The 21,498-nt window shown below is 65.4% G+C and carries 19 protein-coding genes; 15 read left to right on the plus strand and 4 right to left on the minus strand.

Annotated features, from left to right (window positions below; translation table 11 throughout):
• Positions 1–26: 26 nt before the first annotated feature.
• From dop to FCN77_RS14295, 14 genes are all read left to right on the plus strand, one after another.
• Positions 27–1,658 (plus strand): depupylase/deamidase Dop, encoded by a 1,632-nt coding sequence (dop, locus tag FCN77_RS14230; protein ID WP_175417440.1) that lies wholly within the window; start codon positions 27–29, stop codon positions 1,656–1,658.
• Positions 1,659–1,728: 70 nt separating this feature from the next.
• Positions 1,729–1,932: a ubiquitin-like protein Pup gene (locus FCN77_RS14235; protein ID WP_137322796.1), complete on the plus strand. Its 204-nt coding sequence runs from the start codon at positions 1,729–1,731 to the stop codon at positions 1,930–1,932.
• Positions 1,933–2,015: 83 nt separating this feature from the next.
• Positions 2,016–2,837 carry a proteasome subunit beta gene (prcB, locus tag FCN77_RS14240; protein ID WP_137322797.1) on the plus strand — a complete coding sequence of 274 codons (822 nt, stop codon included), beginning with the start codon at positions 2,016–2,018 and terminating at the stop codon, positions 2,835–2,837.
• A 1-nt stretch (position 2,838) separates the two neighbouring features.
• Positions 2,839–3,546 (plus strand): proteasome subunit alpha, encoded by a 708-nt coding sequence (gene prcA / locus FCN77_RS14245; protein ID WP_137322798.1) that lies wholly within the window; start codon positions 2,839–2,841, stop codon positions 3,544–3,546.
• Between the two features lies 1 nt (position 3,547).
• Positions 3,548–4,912, plus strand: a complete 1,365-nt coding sequence (gene pafA / locus FCN77_RS14250; RefSeq protein WP_137322799.1) for a Pup--protein ligase — start codon at positions 3,548–3,550, stop codon at positions 4,910–4,912.
• A 109-nt stretch (positions 4,913–5,021) separates the two neighbouring features.
• On the plus strand, positions 5,022–5,951 hold the full coding sequence (locus tag FCN77_RS14255) for an FKBP-type peptidyl-prolyl cis-trans isomerase (protein WP_137322800.1): 930 nt from the start codon (positions 5,022–5,024) through the stop codon (positions 5,949–5,951).
• A gap of 32 nt (positions 5,952–5,983) precedes the next feature.
• On the plus strand, positions 5,984–6,379 hold the full coding sequence (locus FCN77_RS14260; RefSeq protein ID WP_137322801.1) for an FKBP-type peptidyl-prolyl cis-trans isomerase: 396 nt from the start codon (positions 5,984–5,986) through the stop codon (positions 6,377–6,379).
• Positions 6,380–6,514: 135 nt separating this feature from the next.
• Positions 6,515–8,506, plus strand: a complete 1,992-nt coding sequence (locus FCN77_RS14265; protein ID WP_137322802.1) for a YafY family protein — start codon at positions 6,515–6,517, stop codon at positions 8,504–8,506.
• A gap of 10 nt (positions 8,507–8,516) precedes the next feature.
• Positions 8,517–8,891: a hypothetical protein gene (locus FCN77_RS14270; RefSeq protein ID WP_137322803.1), complete on the plus strand. Its 375-nt coding sequence runs from the start codon at positions 8,517–8,519 to the stop codon at positions 8,889–8,891.
• 32 nt (positions 8,892–8,923) lie between these two features.
• On the plus strand, positions 8,924–9,220 hold the full coding sequence (tatA, locus tag FCN77_RS14275) for a Sec-independent protein translocase subunit TatA (RefSeq protein ID WP_137322804.1): 297 nt from the start codon (positions 8,924–8,926) through the stop codon (positions 9,218–9,220).
• Between the two features lie 48 nt (positions 9,221–9,268).
• Positions 9,269–10,063 carry a twin-arginine translocase subunit TatC gene (tatC, locus tag FCN77_RS14280; RefSeq protein WP_137322805.1) on the plus strand — a complete coding sequence of 265 codons (795 nt, stop codon included), beginning with the start codon at positions 9,269–9,271 and terminating at the stop codon, positions 10,061–10,063.
• A 24-nt stretch (positions 10,064–10,087) separates the two neighbouring features.
• Positions 10,088–12,982, plus strand: coding sequence for an RNA helicase (locus tag FCN77_RS14285; protein WP_137322806.1), 2,895 nt, complete (start codon positions 10,088–10,090; stop codon positions 12,980–12,982).
• 52 nt (positions 12,983–13,034) lie between these two features.
• Positions 13,035–14,705, plus strand: coding sequence for an amidohydrolase (locus FCN77_RS14290; protein ID WP_137322807.1), 1,671 nt, complete (start codon positions 13,035–13,037; stop codon positions 14,703–14,705).
• Positions 14,706–15,147: 442 nt separating this feature from the next.
• On the plus strand, positions 15,148–15,888 hold the full coding sequence (locus tag FCN77_RS14295; RefSeq protein ID WP_137322808.1) for a polyprenol monophosphomannose synthase: 741 nt from the start codon (positions 15,148–15,150) through the stop codon (positions 15,886–15,888).
• Between the two features lie 126 nt (positions 15,889–16,014).
• Here FCN77_RS14295 and FCN77_RS14300 read toward each other — a convergent pair whose 3' ends face one another.
• The 4 genes from FCN77_RS14300 to FCN77_RS14315 all read right to left on the minus strand — a co-directional run bounded on the left by FCN77_RS14300 (position 16,015) and on the right by FCN77_RS14315 (position 19,183).
• Positions 16,015–16,362 (minus strand): RNA polymerase-binding protein RbpA, encoded by a 348-nt coding sequence (locus FCN77_RS14300; RefSeq protein ID WP_011692034.1) that lies wholly within the window; start codon positions 16,360–16,362, stop codon positions 16,015–16,017.
• 311 nt (positions 16,363–16,673) lie between these two features.
• Positions 16,674–17,636, minus strand: coding sequence for an SPFH domain-containing protein (locus FCN77_RS14305; RefSeq protein WP_137322809.1), 963 nt, complete (start codon positions 17,634–17,636; stop codon positions 16,674–16,676).
• Between the two features lie 104 nt (positions 17,637–17,740).
• Complete coding sequence (locus tag FCN77_RS14310; RefSeq protein ID WP_137322810.1) at positions 17,741–18,202, minus strand: NfeD family protein; 462 nt, start codon at positions 18,200–18,202, stop codon at positions 17,741–17,743.
• 123 nt (positions 18,203–18,325) lie between these two features.
• A complete protein-coding gene (locus FCN77_RS14315; protein ID WP_137322811.1) occupies positions 18,326–19,183 on the minus strand; it encodes a methyltransferase domain-containing protein in 858 nt (285 codons plus the stop codon).
• A gap of 155 nt (positions 19,184–19,338) precedes the next feature.
• Here FCN77_RS14315 and FCN77_RS14320 point away from each other — a divergent pair, with 155 nt between their 5' ends.
• Complete coding sequence (locus FCN77_RS14320; protein ID WP_137322812.1) at positions 19,339–21,399, plus strand: S9 family peptidase; 2,061 nt, start codon at positions 19,339–19,341, stop codon at positions 21,397–21,399.
• Positions 21,400–21,498: the final 99 nt, after the last annotated feature.

The following is a 21,498-nucleotide window of genomic DNA, read 5'->3' on the forward strand; positions in this document are numbered from 1 at the left end:
GGGGGCCGCTGCCCGTTGGCGGCGCCATGCGGGTGATGGGATCGGAGACGGAATACGGCATCCATGCGCCGTCCGCCCCGGGCGCCAATGCCACAATGATGTCCGCCCGCGTGATCCAGGCTTATGCCCAGCTGACACGCCAGCGTGCAGCCGGCGGCGCAGAAACGCGCTGGGACTACACGGATGAGGAACCGCTCCACGATGCCCGCGGGTGGACGCTGGAGCGGAACCAGGCGGATCCCAGCCAGCTGACGGACCAGCCACCCGTCTTGGACGCCGAGGCCGTCGCCCTGGCCTACGGGCGCGACGAGCTGGAGCGGGACGGCGAGGACGAAGCGGGCTCGCTCCTGATGAACATGGTGCTTGGAAACGGTGCGCGCCTTTACGTGGACCATGCCCATCCTGAGTACTCCAGCCCCGAGGTCACCAACCCCACTGACGCCGTCATTTGGGACGCCGCCGGCGACGTCGTGGCACTGTCAGCGGTCCGCCGGATGGCCGCCGACCCCCAGCTACCACCCGTGAACCTCTACAAGAACAACACCGACAACAAGTCGGTGTCCTACGGTTCGCACGAGAACTACCTCATGCCCCGGTCGGTGCCCTTCGGTGACATAGTCCGCGGGCTCACGCCGTTCTTCATCACCCGCCAGATCATGTGCGGCGCCGGCCGGGTGGGCCTGGGCCAGGACAGTTCCCGCGCGGGATACCAGATCAGCCAGCGGGCGGACTTCTTCGAGGCCGAGGTCGGACTGGAGACCACCATCCGTCGGCCCATCATCAACACCCGCGACGAGCCCCACGCCACAGCGGACAAATACCGCCGGCTGCACGTGATCATCGGTGATGCCAACCTCAGCCAGGCCGCCAACTACCTGAAGTTCGGCACAACGGCCATGGTGCTCAGCCTGATTGAGGCAGGCCTCGCCCCGCGCGTGGAGGTCCACGAGCCCGTGGCTGCACTGCAGACCGTCAGCCACGACACCTCGCTGACGGCCACCCTGCGCCTGGTGGACGGGCGCCGGGTAACGGCCCTGGACCTGCAATGGATTTACCACGAGGCGGCCGCCAAGCTCGCCCAGGACACCGGGGTGGGCGATGCTGTGGACGGCGACGGGCATACGCACTCCCTCCTGGAACGCTGGGCCGCGACGCTGACCGATCTCGACGGCGACCGGACGGCCGCGGCGTCGTCCGTTGAGTGGCTGGCAAAGCTCACGCTGCTGGAAGGCTACCGGCAACGCGACGGACTGGAATGGAATGATGCCAGGCTTGGGCTCGTCGACCTGCAATGGGCGGACGTCAGGCCCGAAAAGGGGCTGTATTACCGGATGCTGGCACGCGGCCGGATGGACACGATTGTGGACGAGCAGGCCATCGCCCGGGCGGTGACCGAACCGCCGTCGGACACGCGGGCCTATTTCCGCGGACGCTGCGTCAGCAGCTTCAGCAAGGACGTGGTCGGCGCCAGCTGGGACTCGGTGATCTTCGACGTCCCCGGCCACGGACGGCTCCAACGGGTGCCCACGCGCGAGCCGCTGCGGGGCACGGAAGCCCTCACCGGAGGCCTGTTCGCCAGGCACAAAGCCGCCGGTCCGTTCCTGTCCGAACTGCTTGGGCAAACAGCCCTCCGCCACCGGCATAAAGCACCCCACTAGGCCTTAAGCCGTGGCAATATTGGCATACAGGATGTCCCCTCTTACAGGGGACGGATAGAAGGAGAAGGAAATGGCAGGCCAGGAGCAGCAGCAGCCGCAGTCCCGGGACAGCGAGATCGAAGACGACGCCCCCGCGACGCCGCCCGCAGCTGGCGACGCCCAGGCGTCCGCAGCCACCCAGGGCGTGGACGATCTGCTCGACGAAATTGACGGCGTCCTCGAATCCAACGCCGAAGAGTTCGTCCGGGCGTTCGTCCAAAAGGGCGGCCAGTAGGGCCGGGGCTGCCATCGCCGAAAATGAGGACGGCAGCCCCGGAGGGCCGGAACAGACGTTGATCCAGTTGAAGGAGTGCATCAGTGCAGGACACAACAGCCAACCAGGTAGCTGCCAACGCGACGTCATCATTCACTGAACACCTCCAACGCAACAGGCCCGGCCTACTTCCCTACAACCAGTCGCTACCCGCTACGTCGGCCGGCACCCAGCCACTCCAGGTTCCGCATGCCACCACCATTGTGTCGCTGACCTATGGCGGGGGAGTCCTGATGGCCGGTGACCGCCGGGCCACCATGGGCAACATCATCGCGAGTAGGCACATTGAAAAGGTCTTTCCGGCCGACCGATATTCGGTGCTGGGAATAGCGGGCACCGCAGGCATTGCCATAGACCTCACGCGGCTGTTCCAGGTGGAACTTGAACACTACGAAAAGATCGAAGGAACCCTGCTGAGCCTCGAAGGCAAGGCCAACCGGCTCGGTGCCATGATCCGCGGCAACCTGCCGATGGCAATGCAGGGGCTCGCCGTGGTACCGCTCTTCGCCGGCTTTGACCTGCCGGCCGGCATTGGCCGGCTCTTTTCATACGATGTCACCGGCGGACGGTATGAAGAGCAGGAACACCACGCCGTGGGGTCGGGCGCGATGTTTGCCCGCGGCGCCCTCAAGAAGCTCTGGCGGCCTGGACTCACCGAAGCAGAGGCGGTGGCAGTGGCCGTCGAGGCGCTCTATGACGCCGCGGACGACGACTCGGCAACCGGCGGACCGGACCCGGTCCGCCAGCTGTGGCCGGTTGTCTACACGGTGGGCAGGACCGGCGCGAGGCGGGTGCCCGAAAACGACCTGGCCGCCGTGGCCGGGGCGATCATCGAAGCCAGAACCACAGCGCGGCGGGAGGCCTGATATGACCCAACAGTTCTATGTGTCGCCCGAACAGCTGATGAAGGACCGTGCGGACTTCGCACGGAAGGGAATTGCGCGGGGCCGCTCGGTAGTGGTGATCAGCTGTGAGGAGGGGATCGCCCTCGTAGCGGAAAACCCCTCTCCTTCGCTGCATAAAATCGGCGAGATCTACGACAAAATCGCCTTCGCCGCCGTCGGCAAGTACAACGAATTCGAAAGCCTGCGCCAGGCGGGTGTCCGGTACGCGGACGTCCGGGGCTACTCCTACGACCGTGAGGATGTAACGGCCAGGGGGCTCGCCAGTGTTTACGCCCAAAGCCTGGGCGCCGTGTTCACTGCGGAACAAAAACCGTTCGAAGTGGAACTTGCCGTCGCGGAGGTGGGAAGCGGCCCGGCCGACGACCACCTGTACAGGCTGACGTTCGACGGCTCGATCGCTGACGAAAAACGCTTCATTGTGATGGGCGGTCAGGCGGACAAAGTATCCGAGACCGTGGAAGGCGGGTGGCAGCGGGAGCTCAACTTCTCCGGCGCAATCAGACTCGCCATGAAAGGACTGGTCACCGACAAGGAGGCCGGCGAGCTGCCGGCCTCCGCCCTCGAGGTGGCCGTACTGGACCGCGATTCGGAAAGCAACCGGGGATCCCGGCGGGCATTCCGGCGCCTGGACGACGACGAAATCGCCGCCCTGCTCTCTGAGGAGAACTGAAATGGACAAGCGCATTTTCGGCATTGAAACCGAGTTCGGCATCTCGTACTCGAGCCCGGACTCCCGTCCGCTGGCACCCGAGGAAGTGGCACGGTACCTCTTCCGCAAGGTGGTCAGCTGGGGGCGGTCCTCCAATGTCTTTTTGACCAACGGTTCGCGGCTGTACCTCGACGTGGGCTCGCACCCCGAGTACGCCACAGCGGAGTGCGACGACCTGGGCCAGCTGATTGCCCACGACCGGGCCGGCGAACTGATCCTGGACGACCTTGTGGACGAGGCGCAGGAGCGGCTGGCTGCGGAAGGCTTTAACGGCACCGTCTACCTGTTCAAGAACAACACCGATTCCGCGGGCAATTCGTACGGCAGCCACGAGAACTACCTCATTCCGCGGCGCGGTGAATTCTCGAGGCTGGCCGAAATCCTGATTCCCTTTCTGGTGACCCGGCAGCTCATCGCCGGCGCGGGAAAGATCCTCAAGACCCCGCACGGCGCCACTTTTGCCTTCTCCCAACGGGCGGACCACATCTGGGAAGGCGTATCGTCCGCCACCACCAGGTCGCGTCCCATCATCAACACCCGCGACGAGCCACACGCCGATGCCGAGTTCTACCGGCGCCTGCATGTAATCGTGGGCGACTCCAACATGTCCGAAACCACGGCCCTGATGAAGGTAGGCAGCGTTGACCTGATCCTTCGGATGATCGAGGCCGGGGTGATCATGCGGGACATGCGGATGGAAAATCCCATCCGGAGCATTCGCGAGATCTCCCACGACCTCAGCGGCAGGGCGCTGATCCGGCTCGCCAACGGCCGCCAACTGACGGCCTTGGAAATCCAGCGGGAGTACCTGAACAAAGTCACCTCCTTCGTCGCCGAACACGGGGCGCACAACCCGCATGTGCCACTGATCCTGGACCTTTGGGAGCGCACGCTGGCCGCAATTGAAAGCGGCGACACCAGCACCATCGACACCGAGATCGACTGGGCCATCAAGAAGAAGCTCATGGACAGCTACCGGAACAGGCACGACCTTGGGCTGGATGCGCCCAGGATTGCCCAGCTGGACCTGACCTACCACGACATCTCGCGGACGCGCGGGCTCTATTACCTCCTCCAGTCGCGCGGCGCCGTCCGCCGTGTGACGGACGATACCGCCGTCAAAGATGCCGTTGATGCGCCACCGCAGACTACGCGGGCAAAACTCCGCGGTGACTTCGTCCGCCGCGCCCAGGAACTGGGCCGTGACTACACGGTTGACTGGGTGCACCTGAAGCTCAACGACCGCGCCCACCAGACGATCCTGTGCAAGGATCCGTTCCGGAGCGTGGACGAGCGCGTCGATGCCCTTCTGGACTCTATGGGCTGACACCCAGCTTGAGGCGCTATTCTGGATGGGGCCATTTGTTTGGCCGCTGTGTAATGCCGTGCGCTCCATACCGGCAACGCATCCATCTTGCCCCAACGAAAGTTCTTACGTGCGCCGACTACTAGCAATTCTCATTCCCGGACTGCTGATGCTCACCGCCTGCGGTGGATCGCCTGCAGCCCCGGAGCCCACCAGCCAGTCTGCTGGCGAGACCGCCAAGCTCGACTCCCTGAAGCTCACGGACAACGGCGACAAGAAAGCACCCGGGGTCGACTTCACCAAACCCTTGGATGTGAAAGAACCCACCGTCAAGGTGGTCACGGAAGGCAGCGGAGAGCGCCTCAAGGCCAACCAGGTCGCAGACATCTCCATCCTAGCCGTCAGCGGCAAGGACGGATCCACCCTTGAAGACACCTTTGCCAAGGATCCCGAGCCGCTTGAGCTCAACGACGCCCTGAAGACCGGCAATGCCGTGATCTACAACGCGTTTATCGGTGCCAAGATCGGCTCGCAGCTGGCCCTTGCCGTCCCGGGTAAGGCCGCCGCGGAAGGCGCCGAAGCCGGCCCCACCCAGCTTCTTGTGGTCAAGGTGCTGTCCGCCAAGGACGCTCCGAAGGTCCTCGACAAGCCCGAAGGCGAATCGGTGACACCGCCTGCCGGGCTTCCTTCCGTCAAGGAAAACGACAAGGGGATCCCGGAGATCTCCGTGGAGGGCGTGAAGGCCCCCACCGCGCTGGTCTCCCAGGAGCTCATCAAGGGCACCGGCCCGGCAGTCAAGGAAACAGACACCCTGACCGTCAACTACGTCGGAGTCACCCTCAACGGTGGCAAGAAGTTCGACTCCAGCTTTGACCGCGGCGAAAAGGCCACGTTCCCGCTGACCGGGGTCATCAAGGGCTGGACCCAGGGTCTTGCCGGCAAGACCGTCGGCTCACGCGTACTCCTGGTGATCCCGAAGGATCTTGCCTACGGAGACGCGGGCCAGGGCGATGCCAAGGGCGACCTGGTGTTCGTCGTCGATATCCTCGGCGTCAAGTAAGCCATCCCAACCTACGAATATAAGGAGCAAACATGTCATTTGGTCAGCGCAATTTCGACCGCCAGAAGCCGGAAATTGACTTCCCCGAGGGCGACGTTCCCACTGAACTGGTAGTCACCGACCTCATCGAGGGTGACGGCGCAGAGGCCAAGCCCGGCGACACCGTTTCCACCCACTACGTCGGAGTCGCCTGGTCCACGGGCGAGGAATTCGACGCCTCGTGGGGCCGCGGCGCGCCGCTGGACTTCCGCGTTGGCGTTGGCCAGGTCATCCAGGGCTGGGACCAGGGCCTGCTGGGCATGAAGGTCGGCGGCCGCCGCCGGCTGGAGATCCCGTCTGAACTCGCCTACGGATCCCGGGGAGCCGGCGGAGCGATCGGCCCCAACGAAGCCCTGATCTTTGTTGTGGACCTCGTCGGAGTCCGCTAAGCGGGTCCGCTGAGCGGATGACCCCCGGCCCCGGCCGGACAAGGTTTCGGGAGCGCGGTAACAATCGGAAGGTAATTTCCGCTTGTTGCCGCGCTTTCGGCTTTAAGCGGCTGCGGCTTTAGTAACGTAGCCAAGGTGTCCGCCTCACGTACAGAACGCCTCCTCAACCTCCTCATCGCCCTGCTCAACACCCGCTACGGCTTGCGCCGCAGTGAACTGCGCGAAAAGATCTACCACGACACGAGCAGCAGCGAGGCGGCGTTCGGCCGCATGTTCGAGCGCGACAAGAGCGACCTCCGGCAGTTCGGCTTCGACGTCGAAGCCGTGATGGACAAGGGCTGGAGTTCCGACGATCCCGCAACCACCCGCTACCGGATCGGCAAGGAGTCCAACCGGCTCCCGGACGTCAGCCTCACCTCCGCCGAATGCACGGTCCTCATGCTGGCCGCGCAGCTGTGGGAGCAAGCCGCGCTCGGCTCGGCCGCTCAAGACGCCATGCGCAAGCTGCAGGCCGCCGGCGGTCTGTCCGAGGCTGAGCTGCCGCCCGGTGTGCAGCCCAGGATCAAACCCGCGGGCCAGGCCTTCGAAGACCTCCTGGCCGCCATGCACGCCCAGCATCCCGTCAGCTTCAGGTACCTGGCCGGCAGTACCGGCCGCGAGGAGGTCCGGTCTGTGGAGCCCTGGGGCCTGGGCAGCCGCTTCGGCCAGTGGTACCTGGTGGGCTTCGACCGGGGCCGTGCCGCCAAACGCCACTTCCGCCTGTCCCGCTTCACCTCCGCCGTGACTGTCCTGGACAAGGAAAGCTACACGCCTCCCGCCGGATTCAATGTCCGGACGGAACTCGACTCGCTACCGGAACTTCCGGTGCGTTCGGCTGTGGTGGACGTCGCCAACGGCAAACTGCTCGGGCTGCGCAAACGGGCCACCGGCCCCTCCGTCCCCGGATCGCCTGCCGGCGCGGACGACGGCGCCTGGGACCGTATCGAGGTTCCGTTCAGGGACGCTGAGGTGCTGGGCGAAGAGCTCGCCTCGTACGGCCCGCATGCAGTGGTTGTATCCCCTCCGGAGTTGCGGTCGGCCGTCCGGCGGCGGCTGGCAGCGGCAGCTCACTTCGCTGCCGCGCCTGCACCTGTCATCGAATTTCCGGACACCGTTCCGGCGAAGCGTCCGCGCAAGCGTACCTCCGAGGACCAGCTCAAGCGCATGCTTCAGCTCGTCCCGTTCCTGGTCCACAACCAGGGCCTGCACATCAGCGAGGTGGCGTCCAGCTTCGGAGTCAGCCGGAAGGAACTGGAGGACGATCTGCGGATTCTTATCTGTTCCGGCCTTCCCGAGGGCTACCCGGACGATCTCCTGGACATCCAGTGGGAGGACGACCACGTCTTCATCACGCAGGACCTCGAAATGAACCGCCCGGTCCGCTTCACGGTGGACGAAGCCTGCGCCCTGCTGACGGGCCTGGAGACCCTCAACGGACTGCCTGAGCTCGCCGAGGGAAGCGCTTTGGAGTCGGTCACCGTGAAGCTGATGGCCGCCGCGGGGGAGGAGGGCCTGAAGGCAGCCTCCATCGCCGGGCCGCAGGTGGGCCCCGCGAACTCCGGGCACCTCGCAACCATCCGGCAAGCCATCAGTGACAGGCTGCAGCTTCGCCTTACTTATTTCTCCCCGCAGCGCGATTCCATGTCGGTGCGGGACGTGGATCCGCTGCGGCTCTATTCCCTGGACAACACCTGGTATTTCGAGGCCTACTGCCACAGCGCCCGCGGACTGCGGAACTTCAGGCTGGACCGCATCGAAAGCCTGGCACCCAACGGCCAAGTGGTGACCACTGCGGCCAAGCCCGCCGAAGGATTCCCCGTCAAGCTCTTCACACCGAACGACGACGACACTGTGGTCACGGTGGAACTGGCCCCCCAGGGGGCCGGGCTGGCGGACGACTACTACGCGGAACGGACAGCGGCGCTGCCTGCAGGGGGCCTGATCGCGGAAATCCGGTTTGGCAACGCTGCGTGGCTGCCCATGTTTGTTGCCCAGCATGGCGGCTCGGTCCGTATCCTGGCACCGGAAGACCTGGCCGACGCGGCCCAGGAATGGATCGCCGCGGCCCTGGCCCGCTACGGCGGCTAGACTACTCAGCATGCCTTGGTGGTCTTGGATCCTGATCTGGATAGCGCTCGTAGCCGTTTCCCTGCTTTTCTATGTGCTGCTGGGGATCCGGCTGTTCAGGCAGTTCATGGCCACCGTCAAGGACCTCGGCGCCGCCGGCGAACGGTTCGGGACGTCGCTGGGCGACCTCGCCGACCCCGCCCCGGACCTCGGACGCGGTGCGGAGGCCCGGCCAGAGCCGGATCGCCCGATGCCCGGCTCGGCGGTTTTTGCCTCGCCCACGCAGATGAGACATGATTACCTCACGTCCAAATCCTCCCGCAGGGAAGAACGCCGCAGGCGGCGTGTTCAGCGCAAGGCGGACCGGGGCCAGCCCCAGGCGCTGCGCGACATCGAATTCAGTTAGACGTAGGATGTATTTTGAGGAAAGGACTTCCAGTGGGACGACTCTTTGATGGCCCGTGGCCCATCGTCATTATTATCATCGTGGCTCTGCTGCTTTTTGCCGCACCCAAACTTCCGGCCATGGCCCGCAGCCTCGGCCAGTCCATGCGGATCATCAAATCCGAAGTCAAGGAAATGAAGAACGACGGCAAGCCCGAAGCCAAGGACGGCACGGATCCCGTGGAGGGCAAAATTGTCAACCACCCGCAGTCCCGGACCCAGAACGGCGAATCCACCAACGGCACCGGGAACGCCGAGGGTACCGATGTTCCGCCGTCGAACCGCGTTTGACCTGAAGTGGCACTGACGAAGGGCCGTAAATCCAACCCTGAGGGGCGGATGGCCCTGATGGATCACCTTAAGGAGCTGAAGAACCGGCTCATTAAGTCGGCCATTGGGCTTATTATCGGTGGCATCGGCGGCTGGATCCTCTACGATCCCGTGTTGAGCGCCCTCAAGGAACCCGTCGACCGGATCGCCGAGCACACCGGCGGAACATCGTCCGTGAACTTTTCGAGCATCGCATCGCCGTTTGACTTCAAACTGCAGCTGTCGCTCCTGATCGGCGCCGTCATTTCCAGCCCGATCTGGATCTACCAGCTGTGGGCGTTCATCACGCCCGGCCTGACCAAGAAGGAGCGGCACTACACGCTCGGCTACATGGCCGCAGCCGTACCGCTGTTCCTCGCCGGTGTCTGGGTGGGGTGGATGGTCACGCCGCAGGTGGTCCGTGCACTCACCCAGTTCACTCCGGCCGGATTCTCCAACCTCATCGATGCCCGCGACTACGTTGATTTCGTCACGCGGATGGTCCTGTTCCTTGGCCTCGCGTTCCTGGTGCCCGTTGTGCTGGTGGGCGTGAATATGGCCGGCATCATCCGCGGCGAGACCATCCTGAAAGCCTGGCGCATTACGGTGTTCATGGTGTTCGTGCTCGCCGCCGTGGCTGCCCCGGGCGCCGATGCCCTGTCCATGTTCCTGCTGGCCGGACCGCTGCTGGCGCTGTTCTTTGCGGCGATAGGACTCTGCATCTTCAACGACCGGCGCCGCGACCGGAGGACGGCCAAGGTTGCCGCCGAGACAGAGGCAACAGCCGACGTCGCAACGCCCGGCAGCGAACTGGGAAAACTGTAGGCCCAAGCCCACTAGGCTGGAAGTATGTCCTCCACAACCGGGCCCCAGTCGCCGTCCGAACTCTACCGGGCCAGTGCCGAACGGACCGCCGAAGCAAACACCTATCTGGGCGCATTCGTCCGGACCCTGGATTTCGAACTCGACGATTTCCAGCGCGAGGCATGCCGTTCCCTGCAGCAGGGCCGGGGCGTCCTCGTTGCTGCGCCCACCGGTGCCGGCAAGACCATCGTTGGCGAGTTCGCCATCTACCTGGCCCTCCAACGGGGCCTCAAAGCGTTCTACACCACGCCCATTAAGGCGCTGAGCAACCAGAAATACTCGGAACTGACGGACAAATACGGTGTCGGGAACGTGGGGCTGCTCACCGGGGACACCAGCATCAACGGCGACGCCCCGGTGGTGGTGATGACCACCGAAGTCCTGCGGAACATGCTCTATGCGGATTCCGACACCCTCGATGACCTTGGCTTCGTGGTCATGGATGAGGTCCACTACCTCGCCGACCGTTTCCGCGGCGCGGTCTGGGAAGAAGTGATCATCCACCTCCCCAGCGAAGTGCAGGTGGCCTCTTTGAGTGCCACGGTCTCCAACGCGGAAGAGTTCGGCGCCTGGCTTGACACCGTCCGCGGCCACACGGATGTGATCGTTTCCGAGCACCGGCCGGTACCGCTGTGGCAGCACGTCATGGTGGGCCGGGAAATCGTGGACCTGTTCGCCGGCGAAACGACGTTTGACGAAATTGCCGCGGCCGGTGAATCGGATCCCGCCGCGACCGCAGCCACCGCAAATGTCGCCATCGAGCGGGGATTCGAAGTTAACCCGGACCTGTTGGCGATGGCGCGCACCGAGAGCCAGATGAATTCAAGGGGCCGGTTTGGGCATGGAGGCCGCAGCCAGCGGCGCCAGCAGAACCAGCGGGGCGATAACCGCGGCTCCCAGGGCGGCCAGCAAAGCCCCGTCCGCAAGGCCAGCCGTCCCCAGGTCATCGCGAGCCTGGACCGGCAGGACCTCCTGCCTGCCATCACGTTCATCTTCTCCCGTGCCGGCTGTGACGCTGCCGTGGCGCAGTGCGTGGCTGGGGGATTGTGGCTGACCACCGAGCGCGAGCAGCAGGTCATTGCCCGCCGCGTCGACGAGGCCGCGCAGGACATTCCGTCAGATGATCTCGACGTCCTGGGGTTCTGGAGCTGGCGGGACGGGCTGGTACGCGGCCTGGCGGCCCACCACGCAGGGATGCTTCCCACGTTCAAGGAAGTGGTGGAAAAGCTCTTCACCGAGGGGCTGGTGAAAGCGGTCTTCGCCACCGAAACCCTCGCGCTGGGCATCAACATGCCGGCGCGTTCAGTGGTTCTGGAGAAGCTGGACAAGTTCAACGGCGAAGCCCATGTGGGCATCACCGCCGGAGAATACACGCAACTCACCGGTCGGGCAGGCCGCCGCGGCATCGACGTGGAGGGCCACGCCCTGGTGCTGTGGCAGCCCGGCACCGATCCGACTGCAGTGGCCGGCCTGGCCTCGAGGCGGACCTACCCCTTGAACTCCAGCTTCCGGCCCACGTACAACATGAGCATCAACCTGCTGGCCCAGTTCGGCCGGCCGCGGGCCCGCGAAATCCTGGAATCGTCCTTCGCCCAGTTCCAGGCCGACCGCTCCGTGGTTGGCCTGGCCAAGCAAGTCCGGAGCAGGGAAGAATCCCTTGCCGGCTTCCAGAAGTCGGTGACCTGCCACCTGGGGGACTTCACCGAGTACTCCAGACTGCGCCGCGAACTCTCCGACGCGGAAAATGCGGCATCCCGCAGCACATCGAGGGCCCGCAAGTCCATCACCGAGGATTCCCTCAGCAGGCTCCTGCCCGGGGACGTCGTAGATGTCCCCACGGGACGCGCGCCGGGCTTCGCCGTCGTGCTGGGGGCCGACCACAATTCCCGCGAACCGCGGCCGGCGGTGCTGACCCTCGACAACCAGCTGCGCCGGATCGGACTGCAGGACCTCGAAGGACCCATCACCCCCGTCACCCGGGTCCGGATCCCAAAATCGTTCAACGCAAAAGTGCCCAAGTCCCGCAAGGACCTGGCGTCGTCCGTCCGGAACGCCCTCAGCGAAAACCGTCCGCCGTCGCCGGCCAGCAGCCGGAACACGGATTTCGGCCGGTCAGCGGCCCTGCCTGACCAGGAAGAAAGGATCACGGAGCTCCGGCTGGCGCTGCGGTCCCATCCCTGTCACGGCTGCAGCGAACGCGAGGACCACGCCCGCTGGTCCGAACGCTGGTGGAAACTGCGCCGCGAAACGGACGGGCTGGTCCGCGAAATCCAGGGCCGGACCAATACCATCGCCAAGACGTTCGACAGGGTCTGCGACCTCCTTTCCAGCTACGGTTATCTGGAGACCTCCGAGTCCGGCAGGGTGACCATCAACGCCGACGGGCAGAAGCTGCGCCGGATTTACGGCGAAAAGGACCTCCTGATCTCCCAGTCGCTGCGCCAGGGTGCGTTCAGCGATCTTGATGCCACGGAAGTTGCCGCACTGGCGAGCGTGCTGGTCTATCAGGCGAAGCGAGAGGAACGCGGCCTGCGCCCCAGGATGCCCAGCGTGTCGCTGGAGACCGCCGTTGACATCGTGGTCCGGGAATGGTCGGAGCTTGAGGACGCCGAAGAAGAGAACAAGCTGCCGCTGACGGGCGAACCGGAGCTGGGACTCGTGTGGCCGATCTTCAAGTGGGCCAAGGGCCGGCACCTCCAGGAAGTCCTCAGCGGCACCGACCTGGCAGCCGGCGACTTCGTCCGCTGGGTCAAGCAGGTCATCGACCTGCTGGACCAGCTGGCCAAGATCCCCGGACTGGACCCCCGTCTTTCGCGCCTGTGCTCGGAAGCCATCATTCTGGTGCGACGCGGCGTCGTCGCATACTCCACAGTGGTCTGACCGCAGGCAGGTCACCCGCACACCCTCAAATCCCGCATAGGAGCACCACAACATGACTGACGCACGGGCAGACCTCCGGGCCGAACCACGCAAGGTGACGCTGTACCGCAACGGCTCGGTCTACACCGCCGCCGATCCCTTCGCCACGGCCATGCTGGTGGACGGGGACACGGTGGCATGGGTCGGCTCGGAGCAGGCGGCGACATCCATTGCCGACGCCTCGATGGACGTCATTGACCTCCAAGGTGCCCTGCTGGCCCCCGGTTTCTTTGATTCGCATGTGCACCTGACCGAAACAGGCGTCGCCTTGGATTCACTGCAGCTGGGCGGGGTGCGCTCGGCGGCTGGAATCCTGGACGCCGTCGCTGCCTCCGCTGCCGGCTTGCCCGCCGATGCCATTGTCCTTGGCCATGGCTGGGACGAAAGTCACTGGGGCGACCAGGCGCTGCCCAACAGCGAGGAACTGGACCGAGCGGCCGGCGGCAGGCGGGTGTACCTGGCCCGGGTGGACGCCCATTCAGCCCTGGTTTCATCTTCATTGGCTGACGCCGCGGGCCTGCCGGGCCAGGACGGCGTTGCCGGCAGCGCCCAGGTCAAGCGCAACGCGCATACTGCCGCGCGGCTGGCCGCGAGGCAACTTCCGGAGCACCTGCTGCGCGGCTATCAGGAACGCGCGTTGGCAGAGGCCGCGGCCAACGGCTACGTGGCCGTCGCGGAAATGGCGGCCCCGCATATCGGGAGCATCGCGGACCTGCGGGCTGCAGCCGGATGGAACGGTCAGGGAGACCCGGAACGGCCCTTGCCGGAGGTGCTCCCGTACTGGGGCCAACTGGCCCGCTCCGCGGAAGATGCCCGGAGTATCCTCGCGGACCTTGGTGTCTCCGTGCTGGGCCTGGCCGGGGACCTCAACATTGACGGATCCGTCGGCTCCCGCACCGCGGCCCTGAGGGACGACTACAGCGACGCCCCGGGGGAGCGCGGCAGCCTCTACCTCTCCGCCGACGAGGCAGCCGCCCATATTGCTGCGTGTTCAGAGCTGGGCATCCAGGCGGGATTCCATGTCATTGGCGACGCCGGACTGGACGCGGCCCTGGAGGGGCTGGACCTGGCGGCAGCCGAGGTGGGGGAGCAGCGGGTCCGGGCAGCCGGCCACCGCTTCGAGCATGTGGAGATGGCCGACTCCGACGCCATCGCCAGGCTAGCCAAATACTCCGTTACGGTCAGCGTGCAGCCCGGCTTCGATGCGGCCTGGGGCGGCCCGGGCCGTCTTTATGAGGAGCGGGTAGGGCAGCGGGAGCGGGCAATGAATGCCTTTGCCTCGTTCTACGCCGCAGGCGTTCCGATCTGCTTCGGCAGCGACAGCCCCGTGACTCCGTTGAATCCGTGGGCCAGCGTCCGCGCCTGCCTCGAGCACAGCAACCCCGACCAGCGCATCTCGGCGCGTGCGGCTTTCCTGGGCCACACGAGGGCGGGCTGGCGGGCAGCCAAATACACCAACCCCATGGCCGGACAGCTGGTGCCGGGAGCGCCTGCCAGCTTTGCCGTCTGGGAGGTTGAAGAGCTCATGGTCCAGGTGGCGGACGGGCGGGTCCAGTCGTGGAGCACCGATCCCCGGGCGCGCACGCCGCTGCTGCCCGCGCTGGACACCGGCAGCGACCCGGTCTGTCTGCAGACTGTCCGCGACGGGCGGGAGCTGTTCACAAACGTCGCACTGCGGTCATAGAGCGACTCCCTGCGGTCATAGTGCGAAATGGCTCCGGCGCGCCGTATGCACCTGACCTGCGGTTATGACTGAAACTGCACGTCAAACGCGGGTTGACACCATCAGGGCGGTCCGTAGCATTGATTCGCAACGGGCGGGATCCGAATTCTCGGGGCTCCGTCCGGCCACGTTGCCTTCCAGCGGATGACCAGCCCGACCCTGCGGGCGGGGCAGTGCGTGGCAGTCCCAGGGGCAGGTCCACTTCGCAGCAGAAAACAGTTCCACCGACGCATATCGCGTCCGACTGAAACTGGCCCGAGGCATGTGGACCTGCCCGCGGCTTGCCCGTGTGACGCGCCCCGTGAGCGCAGACTCCCTATAATGGTGACTTGCGCCTTATCGCCAGCCCTAACGCTGCGCTTCTTGGCGCGCTGACCGCTCCCATCAAGGAAAGGGCCTCGCTGTGCGTGTCCTCACCATCATCCCCACCTACAACGAGCTGGAATCGTTGCCCAAGACACTCGCACGCCTGCGCGCGGCCGTCCCGGCTTCCGATGTGCTGGTGGTGGACGACAACAGCCCGGACGGCACAGGACAGCTCGCGGACGGCATCGCTGCCGCGGACAGCCAGGTTCACGTACTTCACCGTCAGGGCAAGGCCGGACTGGGAGCCGCCTACATCGCCGGCTTCAAGTGGGGCCTGGCGGCCGGCTACGACGTTCTCGTGGAAATGGATGCCGACGGCTCACACCAGCCGGAACAGCTGCAGCAGCTCCTGGACGCCGTCGAGGACGGCGCGGACCTGGCCATGGGTTCCCGCTGGGTGCCCGGTGGCAGCGTGGTCAACTGGCCGCTCTACCGGCAGGCCATCTCTCGGATCGGCAGCACGTATGCCCGGCTTATGCTCGGTATCCGGATCAATGACGTGACTGGCGGCTACCGTGCGTTCCGCCGCACCACCCTGGAGAAACTCAACCTGGACCTGGTGGACTCAGTGGGCTACGGATTCCAGGTGGATCTCGCCTGGCGGGTCGCCAAAATGGGCCTCAAGATTGTGGAACGTCCCATCACGTTCGTGGAGCGCGAACTCGGTGCGTCCAAGATGAGCGGCAACATCGTGGTGGAAGCAATGATCAATGTGACCAAGTGGGGGCTCACAGCCCGCTGGAACAAGCTCACTGGCCGTAGCTCGGCCGCTTCGTAGACTGCCGGCCCGCATACCGGGACTGCAAAAGGGCCGGGCCGGCAACCTCAAGTGAGGTTGCCGGCCCGGCCCTTTGCGTTCGGATTACCGAAGGCGGGTTACCGCGTGCGGATTACCTTGTTCGGACTAGGCGGAGCGCCGTTCGCCGCGGCGTTCCCGCAGAATCGTGAGACGGTCTTCGAGGATCTGCTCCAGCTCAGGCAGTGAGCGGCGTTCCAGGAGCATGTCCCAGTGCGTTCGCACCGCTTTCTCGTTGCTGTTGATCGGGCGTTCGCCATCAACAAGCAAGGCTTCCTTGCCGGTCTTCGAAACCCACACGGGGGGAATCTCAGCTTCGGAGGAGAAGGTAACGAAGACCTGCTCGCCGTCCTCGCAACGGTACTCAACCCGCTGGCGTGGAGCCGGCTCAACACCGGATTCGGTCTCCATGCTCTGTGCGCCAAGACGCATGCCCCGGAGGCTGCGATCGCTCATGATTTCTCCCTTTGGTCGGTTCGCGGAATCGTACTCCGCGCTAGCCGGGGCAGCTCACGCCACGGACTACTGTTTGCACTACGCTGCATCACTAGATGCAACGCTCTGCCAAGCCTTAATGTTCCGGCAGGTCTGAACCGGCCGGACAAATATCCCATTATACGGGCATCGTTCCCTGCTCGTAAAGCTGGCTCCGGCCCGTGCACCTGCCAGGCGCCCGGGCGCGGCCCTTTCGCCGATTCTACGGACAAATGGAAGGGGAGGCAGCCGCGTTGCGGCTACCTCCCTGCTCAATGGATTGCGGCTCTCGCCTAGAGCGGCTGCGCACCGCCCGTGGGTGCGGAGTCTTCCCGCGTGGAGTCCTTGTCGCCGTCGAACAGGCCACCGGAGCGCGGATCCGGATTCGTGCCGCCCAGGGCGTTGCCGATGCCCTTAAGGGCCTCGCCGACTTCGCTCGGGATGATCCAGAGTTTGTTGGACGAACCCTCGGCAAGCTTGGGCAGGGTCTGCAGGTACTGGTACGCCAGCAGCTTCTGGTCCGGGTTGCCCTTGTGGATGGCGTCGAACACCTTCTGGATGGCCTGGGCTTCGCCGTCGGCCCGGAGGATGGCGGCCTTGGCATCGCCTTCGGCCTTGAGGATCGAGGACTGGCGCTGGCCTTCCGCGGTCAGGATGGCCGACTGCTTGGTGCCCTCCGCGGTCAGGATGGCGGCGCGGCGGTCACGCTCTGCGCGCATCTGCTTCTCCATCGAATCCTGGATGGAGTGGGGCGGATCAATCGCTTTAAGCTCAACCCGGGAAACCCGGATGCCCCAGCGCCCGGTGGCCTCGTCCAGGACGCCGCGGAGCTGGCCGTTGATCTGGTCGCGGGAGGTCAGCGCCTCTTCCAGGTTCAGGCCACCGACGACGTTGCGGAGCGTGGTGGTGGTGAGCTGTTCGACGGCCTGGATGTAGTTGGCGATTTCATAGGTGGCCGCCCGCGCGTCAGTGACCTGGAAGTACACCACCGTGTCGATTGAGACGACCAGGTTGTCCTCGGTGATGACCGGCTGCGGGGGGAAGGACACGACCTGTTCGCGGAGATCCAGGAGCGGCAGCAGCCGGTCCACGAACGGGATCAGGATGGTCAGGCCGGGAAGCAGGGTCCGCTGGTACTTGCCGAGCCGTTCCACGACGCCGGCCCGGGCCTGCGGGACGATCCGCACCGACCGGACCAGCACGATTATTACGAACGCAACAAGAACCAGCAGCACGATAGCGACTGCAGTATTCATACATCACCTATTCCCCAGTTATGTGGTTTTGCTATGTTTGCGGCGGTCTCCCGCCGCCTGCCCGGCGCCAGCAATGGCTGCCGGAAGAATGACTGCTGCCGGACCTATTGGACGGCCGTTTCGGGCTGCGGTACGACGACGGCGGTGGCACCCTCGATGGCCGACACCACTACGCGCTGGCCGGCGTTCAGGACGCCGTTTTCGGACCGGGCGCTCCAGACGTCGCCGCCGATCTTCACCAGCCCGGAGGATGTGCTGACGGTCTCCATGACCAGTGCGGATTCGCCGATCAGGCGGTCAACGTTTGTGCGCTGGTCCGCGGGTCCCTTCCGCAGGTGCTTTAGGGCTACGGGCCGAACGAAGGCGATCATCAGGAGGGAGACCACGCAGAAGACCACAATCTGAAGCCAGAGGTCCGCGCCGGCAAAATCAGCCAGCAGCCCGGCCAGTGCACCGCCGCCGAGCATGATGAAAAAGAGATCCAGCGTCAGCATCTCTACGACGGCAAATGCCAGGAATACGGTGAGCCACAATGCCCACCAGTTCTCGCCTAACCACTCAAACATGCGTTTCCCCCTTGGCCCCCGGAGCCGCGAAAGCAGGCCCTCAGTTACTGTTCTTCCATCCTAGACCGAAGCCGCAGGGCGTAGGAGGGGGCCGTCCGGCCCGGCCCCGAATTGGCCAAGTCGTTATCTGGACGGTTGATCCCGGGGTTCAAATACGCTGATCCGGAAACGCGCCGTGACCTTGGTCAGCGGTGGCAGCCCGGCAGTGATTGCGCCCAGGGCTGACGGGTCCAGGTGGTGGCCGGCCGGTCCCATCAGGGCCAGGTTTCCGACGTCGGCGGCCGGCAGCGAGAGTTCCAGGTCAAGCTCCTGCGCGGAAAGCGGTTCGAAGTGATCCTGCAATGATGCTGCCAGGCGCTCCTCCTTGGCCGGTTCGATTCCGAGCATCCCGGTCTGCCCGGCGACTTCGGCCAGATGGCCCGGACGCGGGGTCACAATGATCAGCCGCCCGCCGGGGCGGAGTACCCTGGCGAATTCCGGTGCGTTCCTGGGGGCGAAAACCACCGTAACGACGTCGACGGCGGCGTCTGCCACCGGGAGGGGCTGCCACACGTCGCTCACGATGGTCGCGGCGTCGGGATTCATCCGGGCAGCCCGCCGCAGTGCGAACTTGGAAATGTCCAAGCCTATGGCTAATGCGGGAGCCACCGTCAGAAGTGTCTTAAGGTAGTGTCCCGTTCCTGTTCCCGCATCCAGGACGGCGGGCTGCGGCCCTTTCAGCGCGGGGGCTGCCAGCTCGGCCAGTGCGTCGGCGAGGCCCTGGTAATGCCCGCCGGAGAGGAAGTCGGAGCGGGCCGCCACCATGGCGGAAGTGTCCGCCTCGAAGACGGTTCCCTTGCCCACCAGAAAATTGAAATAGCCCTGCCTGGCAGCGTCAAAGCTGTGGCCGTCAGGGCAGGCCAACCTGCTACCGCCGGCGTGAAGGGCGAGCGTGTTCCGGCAGACGGGGCACAGCAGGGAACGGGCGGCGTCGGGAAGCATGCATCCAATCCTAGGGCTGCGTCGCCGGCCGGCCCGCACCCGGGACGGCCCGCACCTGCCGGCGTGCACGCGATCTGCTGCCCCGGACCGCCGGCCCGCAAACGCGGGGAGTGAGGTGTTTCACAGCCCGAGCCTAAGCGGTTAGGCTCACAAGCGTGAAACCCGAACATCTGCCCCTGCTGAAATCCGTGTCCGCCCCTGCCGTCCATCCTGACGGCAGCCGGGCGGTGGTGTCCGTGATCCGTCCCGAGTTCGACGCCGATACCTACGTGGGCCAGCTCTGGAATGTGCCGCTGGATCCGGAAAAGCTGCCGCGCCGCCTCACCCGCGGCTTCCGCGACACTGCGCCCGCGTTTTCGCCTGACGGCCTGGTGCTGGCATTCCTGCGCGCAAATGCGGAAGGAAAGCCGCAGCTCTACGTTGTGGAGGCTGGCGGCGGCGAACCCCAGCAGCTGACCGACGCCAAACTGGGTGTCTCCTCCTTTTCCTGGTCACCGGACTCGCACAGCATCGTATTCGGCGCCAGGACGCCCGACGACGGCCGCTACGGAACGGTGGACGGCGTCTCCGCCGGCGGCGAGGACGCCCGTCTCATCACCGACTACAAATACAGGATGAACGGGGTCGGCTACACGGCGGACAAACCCCTGCAGCTGTACATCGTGGACGTCCCTGAGCTGGACGACGAGCCCCGGGTTGCGCCCGCCGGCCGCGCACTGAAAGCGCGCAGGGCCGAAGGGATGAGCTCCGGAGAGGCAGTCGGCACCAGCGTCGCCCCGGCGGACGCCCTGGTCCCGCCGGCAAGGCAGCTGACGTTCGCAGCGACGGACCACAGCGGTGAATCGTTCAGTGCGAACGGCCAGTCCGTGTACTTCGTTGCCTCCCTTCACGAGGCAAGCGACCGGGACCTGGAATCCGGCGTCTACCGGGTTCCCACCGGTGGCGGGCAACCGGAGCCGGTCAAGGCTGCCAACAACGGCCGGCAGACAGTGGGAGCGGCCCGCGAGTCCCGGAATGGGAAATGGCTGTTCTTCACGGCCCAGGATCTTGGCGCGTCAGGGCAGGACTTCGTGGCCAGGAGCACCGCCCTGTACGTGATGCCCGCCGGGGGCGGCGATGCCACCGTACTGAGCGACGTCGAAACGATGGACCTTGCCGGGAACGGTGACAGCCTGGAACTCCGCGGCCCCGACTCGGTGCTCCTGCTCAACACTGCCCAGGGCACTGTGGAGCTGCTGGAGTTCGGTGCCACCGGCAACCACCAGCTGCTGGTTCACGGGGACCGGGTGGTCACAGGTGCCGGGTCGGCAGCAGGGTCCCTGGTCGTCAGTTTCGCGGACGCAGCCACGGCGGGAGACCTGGCGGCCTTGGAAGACGGGCAGCTACGGCTGTTGACGGATTTCTCGGCGGAGCTGCGGTTGCAGGCGGACATCATCGAGCCGGAGGAGCTGACTTTCGATTCTACGGACGGCTATCCGGTGCACGGCTGGCTGGTGCTTCCCCCGGGGAAGGGACCGCACCCCGTCCTACTTAGCATCCATGGCGGACCCTTCTCCCAGTACACTGTTGCCCTGTTCGATGAGGCACAGGTCTACGCCGCCGCAGGCTATGCCGTGCTGATGTGCAATCCCCGCGGGTCAGCCGGATACGGCCAGGCACACGGCCGCTCCATCAAGGAAAAGATGGGCACGGTGGACATGCAGGACGTCCTGGCCTTCCTGGACGGAGCCCTGGACAAGTTCAGGGAACTGGATGGCGATGCCCTGGGGATCATGGGCGGCTCCTACGGCGGCTATCTGACCGCGTGGACCATCAGCCAGGACCACCGTTTCAAGGCCGCCATCGTGGAACGCGGGTTCCTGGATCCGGTCAGTTTCATCGGGTCTTCGGATATCGGCTGGTTCTTCGGCGGGGAGTACACGGGCAGTTCAGCGGAACAGATGGCGGCCCAGAGCCCCATGGCCACGGTCCGGAACGTCACAACGCCGTCGCTGGTCATCCACAGCGAGGAGGACCTGCGCTGCCCGGTGGAACAGGGCCAGCGCTATTTCACGGCGCTCAAGCAGCAGGGAGTTGACGCCGCCTTCCTGGTGTTCCCCGGCGAGAACCATGAACTCTCACGGTCGGGCACGCCCCATCACCGGCGGCAGCGGTTCGAGGAGATCCTGAGCTGGTGGGCGCGCTACTTGCCCACCACGGCAAATCCGACGGGCTGAGGAGTCGCCCGCGTCTGCTAGGAGCGTGGGGCGGTAGTGGTTTCCGTCATCCAGGGGTGGTCCTGTCTACTGACCGGTGACACGTTGCCATCTTGATGG

Origin of the sequence: Arthrobacter sp. 24S4-2, from assembly GCF_005280255.1 — a bacterium.
Taxonomy (GTDB): domain Bacteria; phylum Actinomycetota; class Actinomycetes; order Actinomycetales; family Micrococcaceae; genus Arthrobacter.

Bases quoted from the DNA above. Each gene is read 5' to 3' on its own strand.
- FCN77_RS14285 (WP_137322806.1), top strand. From the start codon at position 10,088: ATGTCCTCCACAACCGGGCCCCAGTCGCCGTCCGAACTCTACCGGGCC.
- FCN77_RS14270 (WP_137322803.1), top strand. From the start codon at position 8,517: ATGCCTTGGTGGTCTTGGATCCTGATCTGGATAGCGCTCGTAGCCGTT.
- FCN77_RS14305 (WP_137322809.1), bottom strand. From the start codon at position 17,636: ATGAATACTGCAGTCGCTATCGTGCTGCTGGTTCTTGTTGCGTTCGTA.
- FCN77_RS14235 (WP_137322796.1), top strand. From the start codon at position 1,729: ATGGCAGGCCAGGAGCAGCAGCAGCCGCAGTCCCGGGACAGCGAGATC.
- tatC (WP_137322805.1), top strand. From the start codon at position 9,269: ATGGCCCTGATGGATCACCTTAAGGAGCTGAAGAACCGGCTCATTAAG.
- FCN77_RS14290 (WP_137322807.1), top strand. From the start codon at position 13,035: ATGACTGACGCACGGGCAGACCTCCGGGCCGAACCACGCAAGGTGACG.
- pafA (WP_137322799.1), top strand. From the start codon at position 3,548: ATGGACAAGCGCATTTTCGGCATTGAAACCGAGTTCGGCATCTCGTAC.
- prcA (WP_137322798.1), top strand. From the start codon at position 2,839: ATGACCCAACAGTTCTATGTGTCGCCCGAACAGCTGATGAAGGACCGT.
- FCN77_RS14300 (WP_011692034.1), bottom strand. From the start codon at position 16,362: ATGAGCGATCGCAGCCTCCGGGGCATGCGTCTTGGCGCACAGAGCATG.
- FCN77_RS14310 (WP_137322810.1), bottom strand. From the start codon at position 18,202: ATGTTTGAGTGGTTAGGCGAGAACTGGTGGGCATTGTGGCTCACCGTA.
- FCN77_RS14315 (WP_137322811.1), bottom strand. From the start codon at position 19,183: ATGCTTCCCGACGCCGCCCGTTCCCTGCTGTGCCCCGTCTGCCGGAAC.
- dop (WP_175417440.1), top strand. From the start codon at position 27: ATGCGGGTGATGGGATCGGAGACGGAATACGGCATCCATGCGCCGTCC.
- FCN77_RS14260 (WP_137322801.1), top strand. From the start codon at position 5,984: ATGTCATTTGGTCAGCGCAATTTCGACCGCCAGAAGCCGGAAATTGAC.